The 20276-nt window shown below is 38.0% G+C and carries 18 protein-coding genes; 9 read left to right on the top strand and 9 right to left on the bottom strand.

Annotated elements, in window-relative coordinates:
- Positions 1-110 precede the first annotated feature (110 nt).
- Positions 111-1163, bottom strand: a complete 1053-nt coding sequence (locus KNQ97_RS00150; protein ID WP_253611635.1) for an ABC transporter substrate-binding protein — start codon at positions 1161-1163, stop codon at positions 111-113.
- A gap of 283 nt (positions 1164-1446) precedes the next feature.
- Here KNQ97_RS00150 and KNQ97_RS00145 point away from each other — a divergent pair, with 283 nt between their 5' ends.
- The 4 genes from KNQ97_RS00145 to KNQ97_RS00125 all read left to right on the top strand — a co-directional run bounded on the left by KNQ97_RS00145 (position 1447) and on the right by KNQ97_RS00125 (position 9046).
- On the top strand, positions 1447-3258 hold the full coding sequence (locus KNQ97_RS00145; protein ID WP_253611759.1) for an ABC transporter ATP-binding protein: 1812 nt from the start codon (positions 1447-1449) through the stop codon (positions 3256-3258).
- On the top strand, positions 3255-5087 hold the full coding sequence (locus tag KNQ97_RS00140) for an ABC transporter ATP-binding protein (protein ID WP_001098213.1): 1833 nt from the start codon (positions 3255-3257) through the stop codon (positions 5085-5087). The genes KNQ97_RS00145 and KNQ97_RS00140 overlap by 4 nt, the downstream gene beginning before the upstream one ends.
- 166 nt (positions 5088-5253) lie before the next feature.
- A complete protein-coding gene (locus KNQ97_RS00130; RefSeq protein ID WP_021510743.1) occupies positions 5254-7746 on the top strand; it encodes a TonB-dependent siderophore receptor in 2493 nt (830 codons plus the stop codon).
- A gap of 88 nt (positions 7747-7834) precedes the next feature.
- Positions 7835-9046 (top strand): lipase family protein, encoded by a 1212-nt coding sequence (locus KNQ97_RS00125; RefSeq protein ID WP_081039298.1) that lies wholly within the window; start codon positions 7835-7837, stop codon positions 9044-9046.
- 92 nt (positions 9047-9138) lie between these two features.
- Here KNQ97_RS00125 and KNQ97_RS00120 read toward each other — a convergent pair whose 3' ends face one another.
- Positions 9139-10227 carry an LLM class flavin-dependent oxidoreductase gene (locus KNQ97_RS00120; RefSeq protein ID WP_253611634.1) on the bottom strand — a complete coding sequence of 363 codons (1089 nt, stop codon included), beginning with the start codon at positions 10225-10227 and terminating at the stop codon, positions 9139-9141.
- Positions 10228-10543: 316 nt separating this feature from the next.
- Between KNQ97_RS00120 and KNQ97_RS00115 the strand changes: the two genes are divergently transcribed.
- Positions 10544-11620 (top strand): sigma-54-dependent Fis family transcriptional regulator, encoded by a 1077-nt coding sequence (locus KNQ97_RS00115; protein WP_000846949.1) that lies wholly within the window; start codon positions 10544-10546, stop codon positions 11618-11620.
- A gap of 29 nt (positions 11621-11649) precedes the next feature.
- On the opposite strand, the gene tatC is transcribed toward KNQ97_RS00115, so the two are convergent.
- The 7 genes from tatC to KNQ97_RS00080 form a co-directional block, all read right to left on the bottom strand.
- Positions 11650-12396: a twin-arginine translocase subunit TatC gene (gene tatC / locus KNQ97_RS00110; RefSeq protein ID WP_005131906.1), complete on the bottom strand. Its 747-nt coding sequence runs from the start codon at positions 12394-12396 to the stop codon at positions 11650-11652.
- Positions 12393-12809 (bottom strand): Sec-independent protein translocase protein TatB, encoded by a 417-nt coding sequence (tatB, locus tag KNQ97_RS00105; RefSeq protein WP_031965290.1) that lies wholly within the window; start codon positions 12807-12809, stop codon positions 12393-12395. The genes tatC and tatB overlap by 4 nt, the downstream gene beginning before the upstream one ends.
- A 13-nt stretch (positions 12810-12822) precedes the next feature.
- A complete protein-coding gene (locus KNQ97_RS00100; protein WP_005040670.1) occupies positions 12823-13038 on the bottom strand; it encodes a Sec-independent protein translocase subunit TatA in 216 nt (71 codons plus the stop codon).
- A 96-nt stretch (positions 13039-13134) separates the two neighbouring features.
- On the bottom strand, positions 13135-13905 hold the full coding sequence (locus tag KNQ97_RS00095) for an ABC transporter ATP-binding protein (protein WP_253611633.1): 771 nt from the start codon (positions 13903-13905) through the stop codon (positions 13135-13137).
- Between the two features lie 19 nt (positions 13906-13924).
- A complete protein-coding gene (locus KNQ97_RS00090) occupies positions 13925-14713 on the bottom strand; it encodes an ABC transporter permease (RefSeq protein WP_253611632.1) in 789 nt (262 codons plus the stop codon).
- On the bottom strand, positions 14713-15552 hold the full coding sequence (locus KNQ97_RS00085; protein WP_057076285.1) for an ABC transporter permease: 840 nt from the start codon (positions 15550-15552) through the stop codon (positions 14713-14715). The genes KNQ97_RS00090 and KNQ97_RS00085 overlap by 1 nt, the downstream gene beginning before the upstream one ends.
- A 3-nt stretch (positions 15553-15555) precedes the next feature.
- The gene (locus KNQ97_RS00080) at positions 15556-16629 is read right to left on the bottom strand and encodes an ABC transporter substrate-binding protein (RefSeq protein WP_004701586.1); all 1074 of its coding nucleotides are present in this window, start codon (positions 16627-16629) and stop codon (positions 15556-15558) included.
- A gap of 314 nt (positions 16630-16943) precedes the next feature.
- On the opposite strand from KNQ97_RS00080, the gene KNQ97_RS00075 reads away from it, so the two are divergent.
- From KNQ97_RS00075 to KNQ97_RS00060, 4 genes are all read left to right on the top strand, one after another.
- The gene (locus KNQ97_RS00075) at positions 16944-18077 is read left to right on the top strand and encodes an LLM class flavin-dependent oxidoreductase (protein WP_253611631.1); all 1134 of its coding nucleotides are present in this window, start codon (positions 16944-16946) and stop codon (positions 18075-18077) included.
- A gap of 190 nt (positions 18078-18267) precedes the next feature.
- Complete coding sequence (locus KNQ97_RS00070) at positions 18268-19095, top strand: energy transducer TonB (RefSeq protein WP_103236512.1); 828 nt, start codon at positions 18268-18270, stop codon at positions 19093-19095.
- A 24-nt stretch (positions 19096-19119) separates the two neighbouring features.
- Positions 19120-19854 (top strand): MotA/TolQ/ExbB proton channel family protein, encoded by a 735-nt coding sequence (locus tag KNQ97_RS00065; RefSeq protein ID WP_253611630.1) that lies wholly within the window; start codon positions 19120-19122, stop codon positions 19852-19854.
- Positions 19854-20258 carry a biopolymer transporter ExbD gene (locus KNQ97_RS00060; RefSeq protein ID WP_001018517.1) on the top strand — a complete coding sequence of 135 codons (405 nt, stop codon included), beginning with the start codon at positions 19854-19856 and terminating at the stop codon, positions 20256-20258. The genes KNQ97_RS00065 and KNQ97_RS00060 overlap by 1 nt, the downstream gene beginning before the upstream one ends.
- The last annotated feature ends 18 nt before the right edge of the window (positions 20259-20276 follow it).

Below are 20276 nucleotides of genomic sequence, written 5' to 3'. Positions count from 1 at the left end.
AAGAGATTAACATTACCGATGCTAACTACTACGATAGTTTAGGGTTACTTGAATTTGGATGCTAAAAATAAAAAAGGTTGTCATCAAGACAACCTTTTTGTTTTGAAGTATTAAGCCACTTGAGCTTGAATAGAAATATCCTGTGCCAGCCATTCACGAACATTAATCTGTGCAGGAATAAAGTTCCAGCGGTATAGAAAGTCACTCAGGTCTTGTAAAGCAACAATAGAAGTCTCATCAAAGCTAGTGTTGAGTTTCAGATGCGCATCTGCACCATACGCCGCATGAACCCATTGTTCACTGCTATTACACTCTTTTGCCAAATAACGACGGGTTTCATCGGGATGGGCATGAGCCCATTGTTCTGCTTGTAAAACAGCATCGACAATCGCTTGGGCTTGCTCTGGATATTGCGTTAGAAAATCTTCATCAACAGTGAGCGTTCTTGGTGTTCCATTATTAGAGCGTAGAATAGGGTCTGGATGTGAGCCAATATCAATAATAGTATGCAGGGCGAAATCATGAGCAATTTGCGCAGCATGTGCACCTTTTAGGAAAATAGCATCGACATCACCTTTAATTAATGCCACAATTTCTGCACTTGCATTAATTTTGTTACGATTACCATAAAAACTAGAATCATTTTCTTCAGGCTGTTGTTGCTGTGCAGCTAAAATATCTACTCGTAAACAATCGACCAGCTCAAGATCGCTCACCTTCAAATCCACTATTTTTAAGGCATTCTCTAAACCACGAATCGCCTGTGCACGTGAGAAATCAATAATTGCATCTTGATTCAGTGGAATACCAAAACGTTTGCCTTTTAAGTCTGCAACAGTTTTGATGTTTGAATCGTAGCGTGTTAATAACAATTGAACTTCATCAGCCCAAGATAAGCCAATCACTTTGGTTTTTTGACCAGATGCATATGCCCAAATTGCAGGAATACTGCCGCCATGTCGAACTGAGTTGGCAAGGGTATGGTTAAAATGGGAGTTACGAATATCTTTGGAGTTTGATTCTCGAATTGATTTTATTTCAATCTGCTGCTCATTAAATTTTTCTTTGAGCCAACCTTTTTGAATTGAAATGCCTAGACCAGTTGGTACGGGGCAGCGTGTATACCAAAGTGTGTTTAATGGTTGAGTTTGAAGTGTTGTCATCGTGACATCCTTTTGTGGTTTTCATGCTTTAAAGCAAAATTGATGCCACTCATTAATTTATTGATATTTATAAATTATTTTTAATATCTTTTTTTATGATGTTGATATATCAAATTTTGTTGCGATTACAACACAAGAATTGCGTTGGTGTTTTAAAAACAACACCCCCATAAATAGCGCTCTATAAAAACAATATAAAACAATAATTTAAAATATTTTTTAAGGTCATTAATTTGGCATGAATCTCGCAATAAAACGGAATCTTAAATTTTTACTATCTTTTATGTTTAAAAATTATCCATTATTGCGAAGTTTGGCTTTATATCGTTTTATGCCATTTCGTTTTGTATTGACGGCGACCTTATTTGTTATCGCAAATATCGGGTTAGCACTTCAACAGTATTCAATCGGTCATGCGATTGATACCTTAAAACATAGTGAACGAACAACCTTATTTCAGCATGCTATCACTGATCCTTTAAATCCTTGGTTTTGGTTCATTCTACTTACGAGTATTGCAAGTATTAGAGCTGTTATTCAATATTTAGCAGGGTTAAGTGCTTTAACCATTGGCCAGCAACTGCTAAGTATTTTAAGGGAAAGAATCTTTAGCCAAGTACAGCATTTAGATGTTTCATGGCACTGGAAACATGGGCTAGGAGAAGTATTATCTCGTACAACACGTGATTCAGATAAATTAAAAGAAGCGCTCATCAATTTTTGGCGTCAAGTATTTGAGTCAAGCTTGGTTGTTACCGTAACCGTTGGGCTCTTGTGTTGGTATCATCCTTGGCTTGGCCTAGTTCCTTTATTATTTATTTTTTTAGGGCTTTGGGTTCTATTTAAACTGACCAATCAATTGGTGGTTCTGGACCATCAAGTTGCATCTGCATATGAAAAAGTCAGCGATACATTGGCAGAAAGCGTCAATGGAATTCGGGTAGTCAAAGCTTTTCAACTCGAAGAGAAACTTTTACAACGTTTTAACCATGCTGTAGATCTATTTATTCATCATTCTATTCAGACCATCAAGACAAGTGCAAAACGGTTACCTATTCCGCAAGTAATTATTGCGGGTTCTTACTTATGGGTCATTGCTTTTGGTGCTTATTTAATTGGTCAAAATCAGTTGCAAGTAGGGCAATTTGTTGCTGCCATTCTCATGGCAAATTTATTGGTGTTTCGTATTGAAAGCATTGGTCAGGTCTTACATATTTTTGCCGATGCTCGCTCGTCTGCAACAAGAATCTGGCAAATGCTAGATGAGAAGTCTGCAATTGAAGATCAACAATATCCTCTAACGTTGCAATGGCGTGATGAATTAAGCATTAAATTAGAAAATGTCAGCTTTCAGGATAAAACAACAAAAAATTTTATTTTAAAGCAATGCAGTGTTGAATTTCGAGCAGGTGAAATCGTTACTGTTGTCGGTAAGACAGGCTCAGGTAAAACGACTTTGATGAATTTACTCAATCGGTTTATTGACCCAACAGAAGGGCAAGTTTTAATTGGTTCTGAGCAAATGGGATGGACGAATATTAAAGATTTGAGCCTATTTGAATTACGACATTGGGTTCAGATCATTCCTCAAGAAAATTTCTTTTTTAGTGGCACACTGGCAGATAACTTAAGAGTTGCTAAGCAAGATGCAACGGAGCAAGAGATGAAAGAGGCTTTACATTTAGCTTCTGCATCTGAACTATTACAACGACTTGATAATGGTTTAGACACGTTGATTGGGGACAAGGGCGTTACCTTATCTGGAGGACAAAAACAACGACTTGCCTTGGCCCGTTCTATTTTAAAAAATTCACCAATTTTAGCACTAGATGATTCTACCAGTGCCTTAGATGCCACTACAGAAAAACAAGTTTTACAGCGACTATCAGGACTTTCTGATGATGGAAACCATTTTAAGAAAACAATCATTATTAACTCTAATAAACAAACCACGATTGCTTTATCTGATCGCGTTATTGTGCTTGATCAGGGTCATATTATTGCCCAAGGCACACATGCTGAATTGGTTCAAAATTGTTTGTTTTATCGAGAGTTGATGGGTTTTCAGTTAGAGCAGCAGGAGATTGATGCATGAATACCAGTGTTAAAAATTTCCGCCCATTTGCAAAATCAGCTGATCTACAAATCGAAGAAAATTTGGCAAATGCCTCAATTCATAGAGGAATGCTAAAAAAACTTATTCCTTTAATTTATCCCATTCGATACTTGCTGCTTGCTTTAATTGCAGTAGAAATTTTACAAGTGATGAGCGTTTTTGTTCGGCCTTGGGTGGTGAAATATATTTTAGATTCGGGCTTTCAACACATTGCTGGAAAAATAGTATTGAATCAGCCTGTTTTATTCATTGCGATTAGCATTTTAATCTTAAGTTGGATTTGTCGTTTTGCTTTAGCGGGCGTATCAAAATATCTTTCAGGCCGAGCAGCTTTGAAAGTGATTAATGGTTTAAGACGTTCGTTATTTCAGCATATCCAAAGTTTAAATATTGGTTATTTTGATCGTACCAAGGCTGGCAGGATTATTTCACGGGCCGATCGTGATGTCGAAACGCTAGAGCCTGTTTTAATACAAGGGCCACCAGAGTTACTTTCGGCAATTTTGCGTTGTGGATTAGCTTCAGTACTCCTTTGGCATATCTATCCACCATTTTTCTGGTGTTTATTTGCGACGCTACCCATTTTATTTGGAATGACTGCAATTTTTAAAAAGTCATCACAAAAACATTGGGGACGAGTTGCGGAGGAACGCAGTCGGTTTACTGCTCATTTGGTTGAAACAGTAAATGGAGCAAAAATCATTCAGCAATTAAATTACACCGAAACCAATCAATCTCGTTATCAAGAATTATTAAAAGACTTTAATAACTCTATTATTTATGGCAGCAAGCGGACCAGTTGGTTTGCTCCCTTTACAGGTTTACTCTCAACTCTAGCTACTGCCGGATTCATTGTGATTGGTAGTTATGCGTATAGTGATGGCATGATTAGTATAGGGCAGTTTGCAGAGAGTATTTTCTATGTGTTTTTATTCTTAGCCCCCTTACAGGAACTGACCGATTTATTTGAACGTTATGCAAATGGAGCAGCATGTGCGCAACGAATATTTTTACTTTTAGACACTCAGTCTACGATTCAAGAACAACCGAATGCTTTGAAGCTTGAACACTTGAACGGTCATATTCGATTTCAGTCGGTAGATTTTGCCTATACCCACAAACCTGTTTTACAAAACTTTAATTTGGACATTGAAGCTGGAAAAATAATTGCGATTGTAGGGCCAACGGGACATGGCAAAAGTACCATGGTTCAGTTACTAACGAGATTTTATGAACCCCAGCAAGGTGGAATTTTTCTAGACCGTTATCCAATACAAAATATTCATCTTGCAAGTTTAAGACAGCATGTGAGTATCGTTTTACAAGATAATGTTTTATTTAGTGGAACAATTTTAGATAACTTACGTCTAGTTCAACCTGATGCTACAGACCAGAAACTTATCCAGGTTATTGAAGACTTGGGAGTGGATGAGATATTGCAACAACTGCCGCAAGGCTATTTCACCGAAGTGGGAGCGCTTGGTAAAAATCTTAGTCATGGACAAAGGCAACTTGTTTGCTTAGTTCGTGCTTATTTGGCAAACCCCAAAATATTAATTCTAGATGAAGCCACCTCTGCAATCGATATTTATACCGAGCAAAAAATACAATATGCGCTCAGACGCTTATGCCAAAATAGAACATGTATTGTCATTGCACATCGGCTGAGTACCATTCGTGAGGCTGACAAAATTGTTGTGATTAAAAATGGCCATGTCGTAGAAGAAGGTTCACATGAGCATTTAATACAGCAGCAGTCAGCTTACTTTCAGTTATATCAGTCATATTTACAAAACCAACTTGTTTAAGCGATTTACAGATTTCACAACTGTAGTTTTATAAGCATTTTTTTGAATCATTGTTTAAATTTAAACAATGATTCTTTTATTTAAATTTCTTAATGCATTGATAATAAATAATAAAATATTTGGCATCGGCTTTGCTATATCGGTCTAGATCGTTAAGGAAGCTAATATGCATACATATTTTTCTCAATTCATTCTTCACTCCTCAATTTTTGCACTGAGTACACTCACTGCCTCAATTACTTTGGCAAATGATCAAAAGAATTTGCCAGATAAAGAGGATGCCATCACATTACAATCTGTGGTTGTCACAGGCTCTAGACGGGCAATTAGTAGCTCACTTGATGCACCTGCACCCGTTGATATTTTAACTGCCAAAGAGTTACAAGAGACTGGTGCAACTGATCTTGCAGCAGCATTAACACGATTGTCTCCTTCGGTGACTTTACCGAGTTCTCCTGCAGGTGGGTTTGGGGCATCGGTTCCGCCAAGTATTGCACTTAGAGGATTATCTGCTGATCAAACTCTAATTTTAATTAATGGAAAACGTCGTCATACATCCGCTTATTTCACCCGCCAAGCCTATGCAGGTGGAAGAGGCGCAGCGGTAACTGACCTAAGTTTAATTCCAGTGAGCGCGATTGAGCGTATAGAGATCTTGAGGGATGGTGCTGCCGCACAATATGGGTCAGATGCAATTGCCGGCGTCGTTAATATTATTTTGAAATCACGAGATCATGGAGGTGGCGTAAGCTATCAAACAGGTGGCTACACTCAAGGAGATGGTGAACAACATAAAGTTAATCTTTGGAAAGGTTTTGCACTTCCTAACGATGGTGCATTGACGGTTGCATTAGATTTAGGCAAACGTGAAGCTGCAAGTAATACAGCACCTGATACGCGAACTTTTTATGATGGTTCAACCAAGGCTCAATATACAGAACAAAATACACCCTATAGAACGTGGAAATTTGGCTCCCCTGAACAAAAAGATCAAATCAATGTGACTGCCAATCTAGATTTGCCTTTGACAGATGACGTTGCACTTTATGGTTTTAGTAGCTATGGCCATCGTAAAACAATAGGGGAAAACTTTTATGAGCCCCCAACAACCAAAACCGTACTGAATCAATCCAGCTATTTTAAAGAACGTTATCCAGATGGACGCTCGCCATTGAGCTTGGTCACTGTAGATGATTTTGCAACGACAGTTGGAGTTAAAAAAGGAGAGCAGAAGTCAGGTAAATATGATCTTTATGCAACCTATGGACAAAATAAAGTCAGCACAGAACAAGGCAATGGCATTAATCCAAGTTACGGGCCAAATTCTCCTTCAAACTATGACTTGGGCGAAAATATTTTTTCACAATTAAATACAGGGCTAGATTATAGCCGTGATATTGCAATTGACTGGTTCGCAAGCCCACTCACGTTGTCTACAGGGGTTTTATATCGTTGGGAGCAATATAAGCAAAATGCTGGTGATCCGATTGCCTATACCCGCGGCCCATATTTCAATCCAAGCACAACTTTGGGCGTTGGTGTTCCGGGAATATATGCCGGAATTACAGACCAAGATGAACGAAAAATTAGCCGTGATGTCTATGGTATCTATCTAGATTTAGAAGCAGATATTATTAAAGACTTGAATGTGGGTGCCGCTGTTCGAAGTGAAAAATATTCAGACTTTGGTTCGACCACAAACGGAAAATTATTTGCTAAATATGATGTATCACCTAAATTTACTGTACGTGGTTCAGTAAATACAGGCTATAGAGCGCCGTCATTGGCACAGCAGGGCTATTCGGCTTATAGCGTACAAACAGTGCAAACCGCTTCAGGTTGGCAAGATGTTCAACAAAGAACTTTAGTTGCAGGAAGTGAGGCGGCTTTACTGATTGGCGGAACTTCTCTTAAACCTGAGAAATCGACGAATTATTCTTTAGGTTTTGTTTGGAAGCCACTTGTTAATACATCGGCAACTTTGGACCTTTATCAAATCGATATTAAAAATCGTATTTTGCTTTCAGACAATATTACTGGAAGTGTAATTACCAATGCTTTTGCCAATACACCGTATTCGAATATTGCCAATGTGGCGTTCTTTAATAATTTACTAGATACACGTACTCAAGGCTTAGAGCTCGCACTTAAACATGATTTAAACCTTGAACAATATGGTAAGTTAAATCTGAATCTCGGTCTGGCATATAACAAAAATGAAATTACCGAAACTCGAGATTCTATTACCGCAAAAGGTGAGCGAATTCCTGTTTCAAGTATTGCAGGACGAAATACACAAAGCCTGATTGAATCTGCTGCGCCGAAAACAAAGTTAACGCTTGGCGCACTTTGGTCAAATCAAGCATGGAGCGTGAATACGGCTGTCCGTCGCTACGATAAATGGACTACTTTAAATAATACCAATACTGCACTAGACCAAACCTTTGACCCTCAGTGGATTGCAGATTTGGATATTGGCTACAAAGCGGATGCATTCGTGAAAGGCCTGAAATTCAATTTAGGGGCGATCAACTTATTTAATAGCCATCCTGATCAAGCCAAAGATTCTTCGGTCGGCAATATTGTCAAATATAGTTTTAATGCGCCTGAAGGAGCATTTGGAACGTATTTATATGGCCGCGTAAGTTACGAATTTTAAATCAAAAATGATGAGACAGTTTTTAAGGTAAATAACAATGCAACATACTTTTTTATCAACTTTATGCAAGTTTTCTTTAATCACAACGATGTTAACTTCAAGTTGTTTGGCCACCGCTCAAAAAGCTCCAACGCCAGAAGATAAATATGGAGATGGCCGAGTTTCCGAGTTTTATACATGGAAATCAGCTATTCCTGAACAGGCAGGAAAATTATTAAAAACAGAAGCGATTCATAATCCTTATATTCGTTTGGCAAATGACAGTCAGGCTATTCGGATTCTCTACAGTTCTACCAGTGGTAAAGATAGCAAAACACCTATCGTGGTTTCAGGAAGTATTCACTTACCAAAAGGAACGCCGCCGAAAGAAGGTTGGCCAGTGGTGTTATGGGCACATGGTACTGTAGGTTTGGCCGATGCTTGTGCGCCGTCTTGGAGTGGACGATCATACCGAGATGTACAATATTTAAATCGTTGGCTTAAAGAAGGTTTTGCTGTCGTTGCCACAGATTACGAAGGGTTAGGTGTTGCAGGACCACACTTGTTAATTAATAACCCCATGCTGGCTTATAGTATTTTAGATAGTGGTAGAGCTGCTTTAAAAACCAAGTTACCACTTGCGAATAAGTTTGTGATTGTTGGCCAATCACAAGGAGGCGCTGGGGCTGTTGCGGCTTCTTCCTACTCGGCAACGTACGCACCTGACTTAAATATTAAGGGTTCAATTGGTACGGGCGTGATTTATCAAGATCCTGAAGCGACGCCTGAAAAAAATCAGTTAAAGTTAAATCCTTACGAAGTCAGCCCATCACTGGCTTATGGCATCTATAGTTTTTTAGTGACACAAAGTTTATATCCAGAAATTAAAACAGACGATATTTTCACGCCTGAAGCTGCTCCTTTAGTTGAACAAGCAAGAAATGCCTGCTTAACAAGTTTTATGGGAGATATTCAAACCGCAGGGCTTTCGCCAGCACAAGCATATAAACCTAATCCGCCGGCAAGCTATAAAAAACTGCAAGAGAAACAGTCAAATGATTATGGTTATTACCCTACATTAAAAATTAGTCATCCATTATTTATTGGGACAGGGGCAAATGACCGAACTCCAGATGCTCGTTCTCAAATGAAGCTGGTGGCAGATGCTTGTAAAGCAGGTACAGTGGTCGAAGGTCATTTGTATCATGGCTTAGGACATAGCGAAACTGTTAATGCTTCCTTAAAAGATTCAATTCCGTTTGCTAAAAAGGTGATTGCGGGAGAGAAAATTCAGGCTATTTGTAAACCTGACTTGCAATAAAAGATGGACTAAAGATTTTCTCACTAAAGAAAATCTTTATTAAAAAAGCCGCTCTTCAAAGATATTGAATGAGCGGCTTTTGCTTTAAATATTTAAGCGATTTGTTTTAATCTTTTGGCTGCCTCTTCACGTACAGCGGGGATAATATAACGACCATAATCGACCGTATCATAGATCGGATCGTAGCCCCGATTTAAGAAAGTCGTCACCCCTAAATCCACATAATCGAGTAATGAAGCAATAATGGTGTCTGGCGTACCAACTAGGGCAGTCGTATCACCATAGGCTCCTACAGCAGTTGCGGTTGGCATCCATAATGCGCGGTCATGTCGATCACCTTGCTGGGCTGCTGCCAATAAGCGCTGTGAACCAATGCCTTTGATTTTATGTCCAGATAATGTGCCATTATTTTGAAAAGTTGGATTATTTTGAATATCTGCAAGAATCTGTTCTGCTCGTTGCCAAGCAAGTTTTTCGGTTGCACCAATAATAAGACGTACAGATAAACTAACAGGAGGCTGCGGTTTATTGGCTTTTTCTGCTGCGAGCTTCAACTTAGTAATTTGCTCTTTTACCCCAGCCAGTGGTTCACCCCATAGTGAATAGAGATCTGCATGGCGAACTGCAATATCATAAGCAATGTCTGATGAACCACCGAATGAAATCGGGATTGTACCGTTGACTGGCTTTAAAGGGCAAAAAGCATTATCTAACTTAAAGTATTTACCTTCATAGCTAATCGGTTGATCGCTTTTCCAAAGTTTCTGGATGATATCTAGATATTCACCCGTCCGTTCATAGCGCTGAACTTTATCAACAATATAATCACCTTCTTGAGGCTCCGCTGTAATTCCCGTAATTGCATGTAATCGGATTCTTCCACCACCTGTAGTATGGTCAAGCGTAGCAAAAGAACGCGCAGCAAGATTTGGAGTGAGGAGTGCAGGACGATGGGCAATCATAAATCCAAGACGTTCTGTATGTTGGGCAAGGTATGCCGCGATTTGTGCACTGTCTGGGCTGGTTGGCCCGCTAGCAATTAAGACTTTATCAAAACCCGCATATTCATGTGCCCGTGCGTGGTAACGTAGATATTCAAGGTCAATTTTATGGCCAATTCGTGTTCCTTTGGTTTCAGACCATTGGTTAGGGAAAACCATACCTACAAATTCGATGCTCATTATTAAACCTATTTTGTGGATTTTAAATGAATGAGCAAAATAAATGCCAAACTTTATACCTATATAAATCAAATATAGGAATGGATTATAATTTTTTAGAGTGTTTGGATTTAATCAAAAACACAACATTGTGTTTGAGAAGCAACATATCATAAAAAAAGGATTGTGTTTATTTTTAATTTATAAGAGAAAATATTTTCAGAATAAATTAGATGAATTTTGGATTAAATATATTTATTTGTTATTTATTAAAAAACACACTGAAATGTAATATAGCCTTTTAGAATACTTATATCATAAGTTTTATGGGGTAATTATGAAGACCTTTTTAGATAATGATTATAAAGTAATTACTTTGCCTGATAATGGTGTTCCTGTAAAACCAATAAGAGCAAAAGCAATTATCTTTTCAGATCAGAACTCCCGTAAATTATTAAATCAAGTTGAAACGATTGCTCCAAGCTCTGCTAGTGTCATCATTCAAGGAGAGTCTGGGACAGGTAAAGAGTTAATTGCACGCGAAATTCATTTGAAAAGTGATCGTAAAAATAAGCCTTTTCTTGCGGTCAATTGTGGTGCTTTGGTCGAGACTCTTGCGGAGTCTGAACTGTTTGGCTATGAAGCTGGTGCTTTTACGGGTGCAAACAAAACTCGAGCTGGTATTTTTGAAACAGCCGATGGGGGTACTTTATTTTTAGATGAAGTAGGTGAGTTGCCTCTATCCTTACAAGTTAAGCTGTTAAGGGTGTTGCAAGAAAAAGAAGTCGTACGCGTGGGTGGTCGAAAACCAATTCCAATTAATGTCCGTATTCTATCGGGGACACACGTTGACCTACGTAAAGCGGTAGCAGAAAATAAGTTTCGTCTCGATTTATATTATCGCTTGAACGTGGTTGTGCTTAATATTTTGCCACTGCGTGAACGTAAAGGAGATATTTTACCTCTGGTTGATTTCTTCTTAAGTTCATACTCTCAGAAGCTCATTACGACTAAGCCAAATATCAGTGATAGAGCAAGAAATGCGCTGCTGAACTATAGCTGGCCAGGCAACATTCGTGAGCTAGAAAACAATATTCACTATGCTTTGCTGGTGAGTGGCGGTAAAACAATTGATCTTGAGCATTTAAGATTTTCTGAGGAAACGGGTTCTGCCGTGTTACCAGACAATGATCTTATTCAAGAGTTTGAAAGTATTTTGAAGCGTCTTTTTCAAGAATATGATGGGGAAGCATGGCATATTATTGAAGATAAAATAGTAAATACTGCATTTTCAAGTTGCTGGAACAATCAGGTCAAGACAGCAAAAATGTTAGGCCTATCGCGTAATGTTTTACGTAATCTTTTATCAAGATATAACTTACTACCTAATAAGAATGAAAATGAAATTGCTTAAGGGTTTTATATAGAAAAAACATCCATTTTTTAATGGATGTTTTTTTGCGTTGTGAATTTTGTGATCCATAAACCCAATTCAAATAACAACCACATTGGGACTGCAAGAGCAAGCATGCTAAAAACATCAGGAGGGGTAATAAACATTGCAATAAAAAAGAAGAATACAATGATGTGCTTACGATGTGCTTCTAGCTGTTGAATAGAAATAAGACCAATAAAAATAAGAATATAAGTTAAAACTGGAATTTGAAATGCCAGACCAAAAGCAAGAAAAAGCTTTAAACAAAAATCTAGATAGCTATTGATATCCGTCATAGGTAACACATTATCAGGCGATGCCAAGACGAAAAACTTTAAAGCGAGAGGCAAAATTAAAGTATAGGCAAACACAATTCCTAAATAAAATAGAAGGTTACTCGAAAGCATAAGTGCTATACCGAACCTTTTTTCTTTTTGATAAAGAGCTGGAGCTACAAATTGCCAAAATTGATAAAGAATAAAGGGAATGCTTAATAAAATCGCAAAATAAATATTGAGTTTAAAGGGTGCTAAAAAAGTACTCATCACATCTGTTGCAATCATGGTGGAATTGCTAGGAAGTAATGAAATTAAAGGATAAGCAAGAAAATGGTAGTTCTTCTGAGCAAGCGGAAGTAATAATAAAAAAATCGCTAAAACAATACCAATGCTATAGATCAGCCGTTTTCTTAATTCTTTTAAATGTTCGCTATATTTCATTTCAGTGAGGCTTTCACTGACAATATGTTCCGTCATGCGGCTTGATCCTCACTGAATTTATTGGCTGTTTTAAAATGAGCTAAAAATGGTGTCTTTAACTCATCTTGTGAGTGGGTATAGATATAGTCGTTGATGCGCCGTGCTTTGGTTTTTTGTTCCGTAAAAACAGATGTTTGTACATTTTCAATTTCTTGTTGCATAAGAGCGAGTTGTTGTTTGAGCTGCTCTTCATTTTGTTTTATTTTTTGCAGCTCTTCTTGCATGACTCTCTTAAGTTCGATCAGGTCAAGTTCGTTTTCAATATCATTTTGAATTTTACTAATTTGGTTTTTAACTGCTCTGTATTTGAGGAGGACTGATCTTAATGTATGAGGAAGCTTTTCAGGTCCTAAAATAATAAGCGCAATAATTGCAAAAGCTAATAACTCTCCAAAACTGATATTAAACATAATAATAAATCACTCATATTTTATTTTGTTTTTCATTATGTGATTCAACTGGACTAATATCTTTGTATTGTTGGTTTTGCAATAACTTTTGATCATCAGAATTAACTGAATCTTTAAAATCTTTAATTGCACCACCTAAGTCCTTACCTAGGTTTTTTAACTTTGAAGTTCCAAATAATAAAATAACAATCACTGCAAACAGTAAAATATGCCAAATAGATAAACCCATTTTCTCTATCCTATATTAATTAAATGTAAAGAATATTAATATCACGACATTATCTGTTTTCTAAATCATATTAATATAGATCAATATTCAAATTAATTATGCTGTGTGATCTAGCATATTAAGTGCCTGATTGCGGAAACCAAATAAAAGTTCACTTTCTTTATGTCGAGGATGTGTCAACGGAACTTGAATAATTTCTTTAATTTTTCCTGGTCGGGCTGACATCACAATGACACGGTCTCCAAGATAGACAGCTTCTTCAATATCATGGGTAACTAAAATCATGGTGATTTTTTCGTGTTGCCAGATACGCTGAAGCTCAGCTTGTAAGTGACTCCGTGTGATGGCATCTAAAGCACCAAAAGGCTCATCCAAAAGTAAAATATCGGGTTTATTGACGAGTCCACGGGCAATTGCAACACGTTGCGCCATGCCACCCGAAAGCTCATGTGGATAAGCCTTTTCAAAACCTTTCAGCCCGACAATTTCAATATGTTCATTTACCCGTAAATTTTTCTCTTCACGAGTGAGTGGAGTCTCTTCAAGTGCTAAATGGATATTTTCAAAAACAGTAAGCCATGGAAGTAATCGGTGTTCTTGAAAGATAAGACCACGTTTTAAATCGGTACCTTTTATTTGGGTTTGATTCAATAAAATTTCACCGTCATAGTCTTGATCTAATCCAGCAATAAGACGTAATAGTGTTGATTTTCCACAGCCACTGCTACCAACAATCGAGATAAATTCGCCTTGCTCAATGTTGAGGTTAATCCCATCTAAAACGGTCAAAGTATTTTGATCACGTTGAAAAGATTTATTGAGTTTTTTAATAGAAAGTAGTGAGAAAGACATATAAATTCCTAACAATATTTTTTAAAAAGACAAATTAGGTACGCCATTGCAGCAGACGTTTTGAAATAAGATGAATACTTGCTGTCATAAAGGCCCCACAAAGGGTAACCGTTATGGCGCAAACCAACAGAATATCCATTTCAGCGTTAATCTCGGCTTTCATCATTAAGTTGCCGAGTCCTGCACCTGCATTGAATAGTAATTCACTTGCTGTAGTGGTGATCCAAGTAAAGGGCACAGCTAAATTTAGACCAGTTAAAATATGGGGCAGGGCTTGGGGAAGGCGTATTTTTTTAAATTTGCGCCAGAATGAAAATTGATAAATACGTGCGATTTCATCGTATTTTGCATCATTGTGGCTAAGGCCCTGAAATGTATTAATGACTAATGGAAAAAATGAGGCAAGCGCGATAATAAAGATTTTTGCTTCTTCTCCATTACCAAACCATAAGGCAATTAAAGGTGTTAAACCCAGTAATGGAACTTGTCGAATACTGTTAAATAGTGGAGAAACTAAAGCATTTAAAACTTTTGAATAGGCAAGCAAAGTACCTAAAATTAATCCGCTTATCGAACCTAAGATAAATCCAATTCCAGCTTTTTTAAGACTTCCCCACGTGTTTAGCCACAATTCACCTGTTTCAAGCAATTTGATATATGCGAAATAAATGTTTTGTAGAGGAACAAATGCATAGGCATGACTGGCACCTAAGCTTGAGTTGTATTGCCATAAGCCTAATAACAATAATGGTAGTACTAAGCCTTGTACTAAAATGATTGGCCGTTGCCATGTCTGTTTTAAAGTAAATGAACGCTGAGACATTATTTCTCCCCCGAACTAAGCGCAGGCGAGATAAAGCGTTGTTCCACTAAACGTAAAACTTTATCCAAACCAAACCCGACCACGCCTGTGATAAACACACCAACCATCACCACATCTAAGCGCAACATTTGACGTCCTAGTTCCATCATTTGCCCAATACCCGTTCCAGCTGCCAGTAGTTCAACAGCAACTAAAATCAGCCATGCACGACCAAGTGCAATTCGTAGTCCACCAATTAACGGCGGGAGTATGGATGGAAGAATAATAAACCTGAGCCAAGCTCGTGTTTTAAGCTGGTAGATTTGTCCTAGTTCAATATATTTTTTGGGAATATTTTTGACTGCATCGGCTGTTGCTAACGCTATTGGAAAAAAGCAGGCCTTAATAATCAGTAAAATTTTAAATAATTCACCAATCCCAAAAACTAAAATAAAAATAGGAATAAGGACAAAGATTGGAATTTGATAAAAAACGTTAAATAAAATATAGGTGTAATTACGAAAGAGAGTATTTGCTCCATAGGCAATACCAAAAGCAATTGCACTGATTGCTGCGATAGAAAATCCCAAAAACAGACGAGAAAGACTATCTTTGAGATGCATTTGAAGCTCACCACTTTGTAACAACGCAATGAAAGTATTCCAGACAGTTTTAGGCGGCACCAAAATTTGGGTTGGGAAAATCTGTAAAGAACTAATCAAATGCCAAATGAGGAATACTAATAAGGGTGAAATCACAGAGAGCAGCCCATACACCTTTTTAGAAGAAAATTTCTTACGGAGTGGGGTTTTAAATAAAACGTTATTTTGCTCAATAAGTGGCTTTACTAGTATTTTCATTGTCTAGTTTCCTTGCTTATTTGAAGCATGATTCGTCTGTAAATTTTGAATCGCTTGACGGGTAAACTTCGGATTCAACAGTTCATCTGCTTTGATTGGAGTTTGAATAAGCTGATTTTTCACTGCGTGATCAATGACTTTTGAATAATGCTGTTTCAAAAAGTCGACTTGATAGTCTGGAGACCAGTCTTGTTGCCATGTGCTTGCCGTATTCTGGCTTTCACGTTGAATCACACTAAGAGGTTGGCCAAACTTAGTTTGACTTTGCTGAAACTCATCTTGATGGTGCGCAATCCAATCCATTGCACGTACTGTCGCATCAGCAAGTAATTGCGTGGTATCTGGATGTTGCTCAATATAACTTTTGCTCCCCCAGAGTTCGGCACGCATTTTCCAATCTGCGGGCAAAGATTGTGATGACCAAATAATTTTACCCAAATGGCGATCTTGTAAAGTAAGTGCATCGCTTAAGGTAAAAAAGGCATCTACACTTTTGGCAGATAAAGCAGCAGCTCCAGCTTGCGGGTTTAAATTCACAATTTGAAAGTCTTTTAAGCTTAATCCTTTACTTTGTATGAGTTGTCCAAAGTTAATTTCCCACGGGCGGCCACGATGTAATGCAATCTTTTTACCTTTTAATTCCTCAATAGATTTAATAGGTGAATTTTCTGGAACGATAAGGTAGACGTTATTACCAATACCTCCGGGTACAACAATTTGTGTTTTAACGCCTGTTGCGTTAAGGACTACAGCAGGAAGATTTCCATAAAAAGCAAAATCGATTTTATTATTTAGAAAACTTTCATTAACCAGAGTTGCTACAGCAGCAGTGGTCACAGGTTCCCATTTCAATTCAATGTGATTTTGCTTTAATGCTTTTAGAAAAATTTGATCTTGTGAAATGAGTTGTGGCACACCAATAAAGTCCAAACTACCCGAAGTGCCATTAGCAACGACAGCAATTCGGAGTTGTTGCTGTTCAGACTGTTTTGGGGTGGTCTCTTCTGTTTTTTGTGCGCCACAAGCAACAAGACCCAAAAAACTAAAACCTAAAACTAGACGTGGAAAAATACGCATATCATCATAAGAATTAAAAAATATATGAGTATTGAGCAAGAACCACGCCAATAAAATTATCTTAAATAAATCAATAAATTATAATTTTTTATAATTATTATTGAGGTTAAATGCCGCCGTTGTGTTGTGATTGGGACACTCTTTAGCGTTTAAGTGTTGAAATATCAACACAGCTTTTAAACTCGATTTTTTAATATTTATATAAAACAGTAGTATAGCTAAAAATTAATTTAAAAAAATAACGGCATGATTCCTGCTCATAAGACTTATAACGAATTAAATATCGTCAAATCTTTAAATTATCGAGATTCATTATGTCAGTTGAGTTTTTATGGAGAATCCCTGTTCATGGGGATGGTCGTCGAGCACATCAATTACACACACGCGGTGAATGGAATCAATTAACCCCAGCAGTTCAATCTCCACAACGTGTTGCACCGCAACATGAAGATCAGTTATTTGCTTACTATGACTATGTCGAGCAAGTAGCGAAAGCAGCCGATATTGTTGGTTTTCATGGCGCACTCATTCCTGCTTTTCCACATACTGAAGAACCATGGGTGTTAGCGTCTGCATTGGCCAGAGAAACTAAAAGACTTCGTTTGCTCATCGCAATTCAGCCTTGGTTTATTCATCCTGCTTATGCAAGTCAAATGGCTGCAAGTTTGCAGCGTTTAAGTCAGGGACGAGTAGAGTGGAATGTGATTTCAGGTGGAGGCGGTGCACAACAACGCGCATATGGGGACTTTATTGAACATGATCAACGCTATGCACGGACCAATGAATTTTTAGAATTTGTGAAAGGTTATTCGCACCATGCACCTTTCAATTATGATGGAAAGTTTTTCCATGTTGAACAAGGTGGCCTGAAATACCCAATGAATCAATATGACGTTCCACGTTTATGGTTAGCAGGTGCAAGCGATGCAGCTTTACAAGTCGCAGGACGTCACGCAGATATCCACTTAACTTGGGGCGAACCTGTAGACCAACAGAAAAAAGTGATCGAACAGGCTCAAAATTTCTTTGAGCAGAATTCGCCGGAACGAAAAGTTAAATTTGGCATGCGTATTGATATTTTAGCGCGCCCAACCCAAGAACAAGCCTTTCAAGAGCTTAAACAAATGTATGAAACCATTGCTGTCGATAGTAATGCTTTTGAACGCAAAGACACTGAATCTGTAGGAGTGAAGCGCCAGCAAGCTTTGGTGCAGGGCAACCGTTTTGAAGACTTATTTGTGAGTCCAAATGTGTGGGCGGGAATGTCAAATGTACGAGGTGGCCCAAACTGTATTTTAGTCGGGAGTTATGAGCAAGTCGCAGAACGTTTGCAAGAATATATTGATATTGGGGTGGGACATTTTATTTTAGCCAGTAACCCGCATTTAGAAGAAGCATATCGTGTGGCTGAAGAAGTCTTACCCTTAGTAGGATATAAATTAAAATAATAAACTTAGATCCCTTTGCGATATCAAAGGGATCTTGTTGTTTGAACAGCATAACACTGTCTGAAAACCAACATCTTTTGTATCAATCATTTAAAAAACAAAAATTAAATTTATAAAAAATAATAACTTATAGTTTTGGCATGGCTTGTGCAATTTACTACTTAATCTTTTATTTTTAGTTTAAATTTTTATGCGTGATCAAATCTTTAATCCCCATAAGCGGGCTTTGCTCTTTGAGCAATTTGCGACAGTTGCAGCCACAACTGAAATTGCAGATCCGTTTGCACGGCATGATCAAGATGTTATTCAACCTGCTCCAGTGAAGTTGAATAAAGTCTTAATCGCAATTATTGCGGTTGCTTCAGCACATCTTGGAATTTGGTATGTTGCAAAACAATTGCCGACACCAGCTTTAGATATTCATAAACCCGAACCTGTGGTGATTGAAATCGTAAAACCGGTTGAACCACCTAAAGTGATTGAACCCAAAATTCCACCGATTACTGAAAAGCCAAAAGTTCCACCTGTGGTGGAAAAACCCAAGCCAATTTCTAAACAAGTGGAACAACCCAAACCTGTCCAAAAAAGTGTGGAGCAACCTAAGCCAGTTGCAAAAGCCGTGGCTCAACCCACTCCACAAAAAGTTGCAGAACCAGTGATCACAAAAGAAGTAGTCGCAGAACCGGTTAAAAAAGTGGCTGAGCCTGTAAAAGCGTCAGATGACAATTTACCTGTGACTGAAGCCAAAGGTTATGCCGGATATCTCAGTAACCCTACACCTGAATACCCTGAACAAGCTTTAGAACGTGGTTGGGAAGGCTCTGTCATTTTACGGGTCAAAGTATTAGCAAATGGCAGCCCAGATACAGTCAGTGTCAAGCAAAGTAGTGGCAAAAAACTTCTAGACAGTGCTGCCGTAAGAACAGTAAAGCAATGGAAATTTTCACCTGCACTAAAAGGGAAAACCCCTATAGAAGGCTGGGTCGATGTTCCAATTCATTATCAATTACCGAAATAAAATTTAAATTAAGAGGATATTTTCATGTCAGATATTAATTCATTGATCCATGACGGCACAATCTGGTTATTAGTTGCTTTCTCAATTGTGACTTGGGTACTGATTGTGGTTAAGGTGGTCCAGACGCAGCGAGCGACAAAACAAAGTAAGCTTTTTGTAGAAGAATTTTGGAAAGCAAAAAATTTATCAGATGCAGTAACTAAGTCTGAACTTGGTGAAGGCCCAGCAGCGCGAGTGGCTAACACTGGTTTTCAGACTTTAATTGAAGCAGATGAAAAGACACATCAAGATTTACAAAACAGTTGGAGCCGTCAGGACTTATTAGAGCGCCATTTAAGTAAGCAAGTTCTAACTGAACGCCGTCAATTAGAAAAAGGTTCAGCTTTACTGGCTTCTATTGGAAATAACGCCCCATTCATTGGTCTGTTCGGTACAGTATTTGGGATTATCCATGCATTACAAGCGATTGCTCATTCAGGTAATGCAAGTATGGATGTCGTTGCAGGACCAATTGGAGAAGCGCTGGTTGCAACGGGTATTGGTATTGCAGTTGCTGTACCTGCGGTACTTGCCTATAACTACTTTGTGCGTAAAGTAAAAACAATTGGCGCAGATCTTGATGATTTTGCAACGGACTTCGTGAGCCTGAATCAAAAAGCAGGATTCCAACTACCAACTACTAAAAAAGGTACGACTGGTAATACGGCGCTTAAAGATAATTCTGCTAAAGAAGTTAAAGAGAAAGGAGTGTTTGCATAATGGCAATTTCTACCTCTCAAGAAGACGATGTCGTCAGTGAAATTAATATTACGCCGCTAGTCGATGTCATGTTGGTCTTACTTATTGTATTCATTGTGACAGCTCCTTTGTTAACAAATACGGTGAAAGTAAACTTACCCAAAGCGGCTCCAACTCAATCGACAGATCAAAACAAAGCTGTGGTGATTAGTGTAAATCCACAAGGTGAAATATTCCTTGATAAAGATAAGGTTACACTTGCGAACTTTGAACAAGAAATAAAGTCACGCAAAAGCAGTAACCCGAAATTAGCATTAAACTTAAATGCTGATGAGACCGTACCGTATGGAACAGTTGCAAAATTATTGGCAAGTATTGAACGTGTAGGCGTAGATAAACTTTCTGTGATTACAGTGCCTAAATAATTATACCTCCATAAAAAA

The sequence above is a fragment of the Acinetobacter sp. UC24323 genome, assembly GCF_024151445.1.
Classification (GTDB): Bacteria; Pseudomonadota; Gammaproteobacteria; order Pseudomonadales; family Moraxellaceae; genus Acinetobacter; species Acinetobacter baumannii.
The sequence above is the reverse complement of the archived record's forward strand: the minus strand, read 5'-3'. Positions and strand labels throughout refer to the sequence as shown.

Excerpts from the sequence above, each read along its gene's own strand:
- KNQ97_RS00125 (WP_081039298.1), top strand. The coding sequence starts at position 7,835 with ATGTTAACTTCAAGTTGTTTGGCCACCGCTCAAAAAGCTCCAACGCCA.
- KNQ97_RS00070 (WP_103236512.1), top strand. The coding sequence starts at position 18,268 with ATGCGTGATCAAATCTTTAATCCCCATAAGCGGGCTTTGCTCTTTGAG.
- KNQ97_RS00130 (WP_021510743.1), top strand. The coding sequence starts at position 5,254 with ATGCATACATATTTTTCTCAATTCATTCTTCACTCCTCAATTTTTGCA.
- tatC (WP_005131906.1), bottom strand. The coding sequence starts at position 12,396 with ATGACGGAACATATTGTCAGTGAAAGCCTCACTGAAATGAAATATAGC.
- KNQ97_RS00090 (WP_253611632.1), bottom strand. The coding sequence starts at position 14,713 with ATGTCTCAGCGTTCATTTACTTTAAAACAGACATGGCAACGGCCAATC.
- KNQ97_RS00120 (WP_253611634.1), bottom strand. The coding sequence starts at position 10,227 with ATGAGCATCGAATTTGTAGGTATGGTTTTCCCTAACCAATGGTCTGAA.
- KNQ97_RS00115 (WP_000846949.1), top strand. The coding sequence starts at position 10,544 with ATGAAGACCTTTTTAGATAATGATTATAAAGTAATTACTTTGCCTGAT.
- KNQ97_RS00065 (WP_253611630.1), top strand. The coding sequence starts at position 19,120 with ATGTCAGATATTAATTCATTGATCCATGACGGCACAATCTGGTTATTA.
- KNQ97_RS00100 (WP_005040670.1), bottom strand. The coding sequence starts at position 13,038 with ATGGGTTTATCTATTTGGCATATTTTACTGTTTGCAGTGATTGTTATT.
- KNQ97_RS00145 (WP_253611759.1), top strand. The coding sequence starts at position 1,447 with ATGTTTAAAAATTATCCATTATTGCGAAGTTTGGCTTTATATCGTTTT.
- KNQ97_RS00085 (WP_057076285.1), bottom strand. The coding sequence starts at position 15,552 with ATGAAAATACTAGTAAAGCCACTTATTGAGCAAAATAACGTTTTATTT.
- KNQ97_RS00150 (WP_253611635.1), bottom strand. The coding sequence starts at position 1,163 with ATGACAACACTTCAAACTCAACCATTAAACACACTTTGGTATACACGC.
- tatB (WP_031965290.1), bottom strand. The coding sequence starts at position 12,809 with ATGTTTAATATCAGTTTTGGAGAGTTATTAGCTTTTGCAATTATTGCG.
- KNQ97_RS00080 (WP_004701586.1), bottom strand. The coding sequence starts at position 16,629 with ATGCGTATTTTTCCACGTCTAGTTTTAGGTTTTAGTTTTTTGGGTCTT.
- KNQ97_RS00140 (WP_001098213.1), top strand. The coding sequence starts at position 3,255 with ATGAATACCAGTGTTAAAAATTTCCGCCCATTTGCAAAATCAGCTGAT.
- KNQ97_RS00075 (WP_253611631.1), top strand. The coding sequence starts at position 16,944 with ATGTCAGTTGAGTTTTTATGGAGAATCCCTGTTCATGGGGATGGTCGT.
- KNQ97_RS00060 (WP_001018517.1), top strand. The coding sequence starts at position 19,854 with ATGGCAATTTCTACCTCTCAAGAAGACGATGTCGTCAGTGAAATTAAT.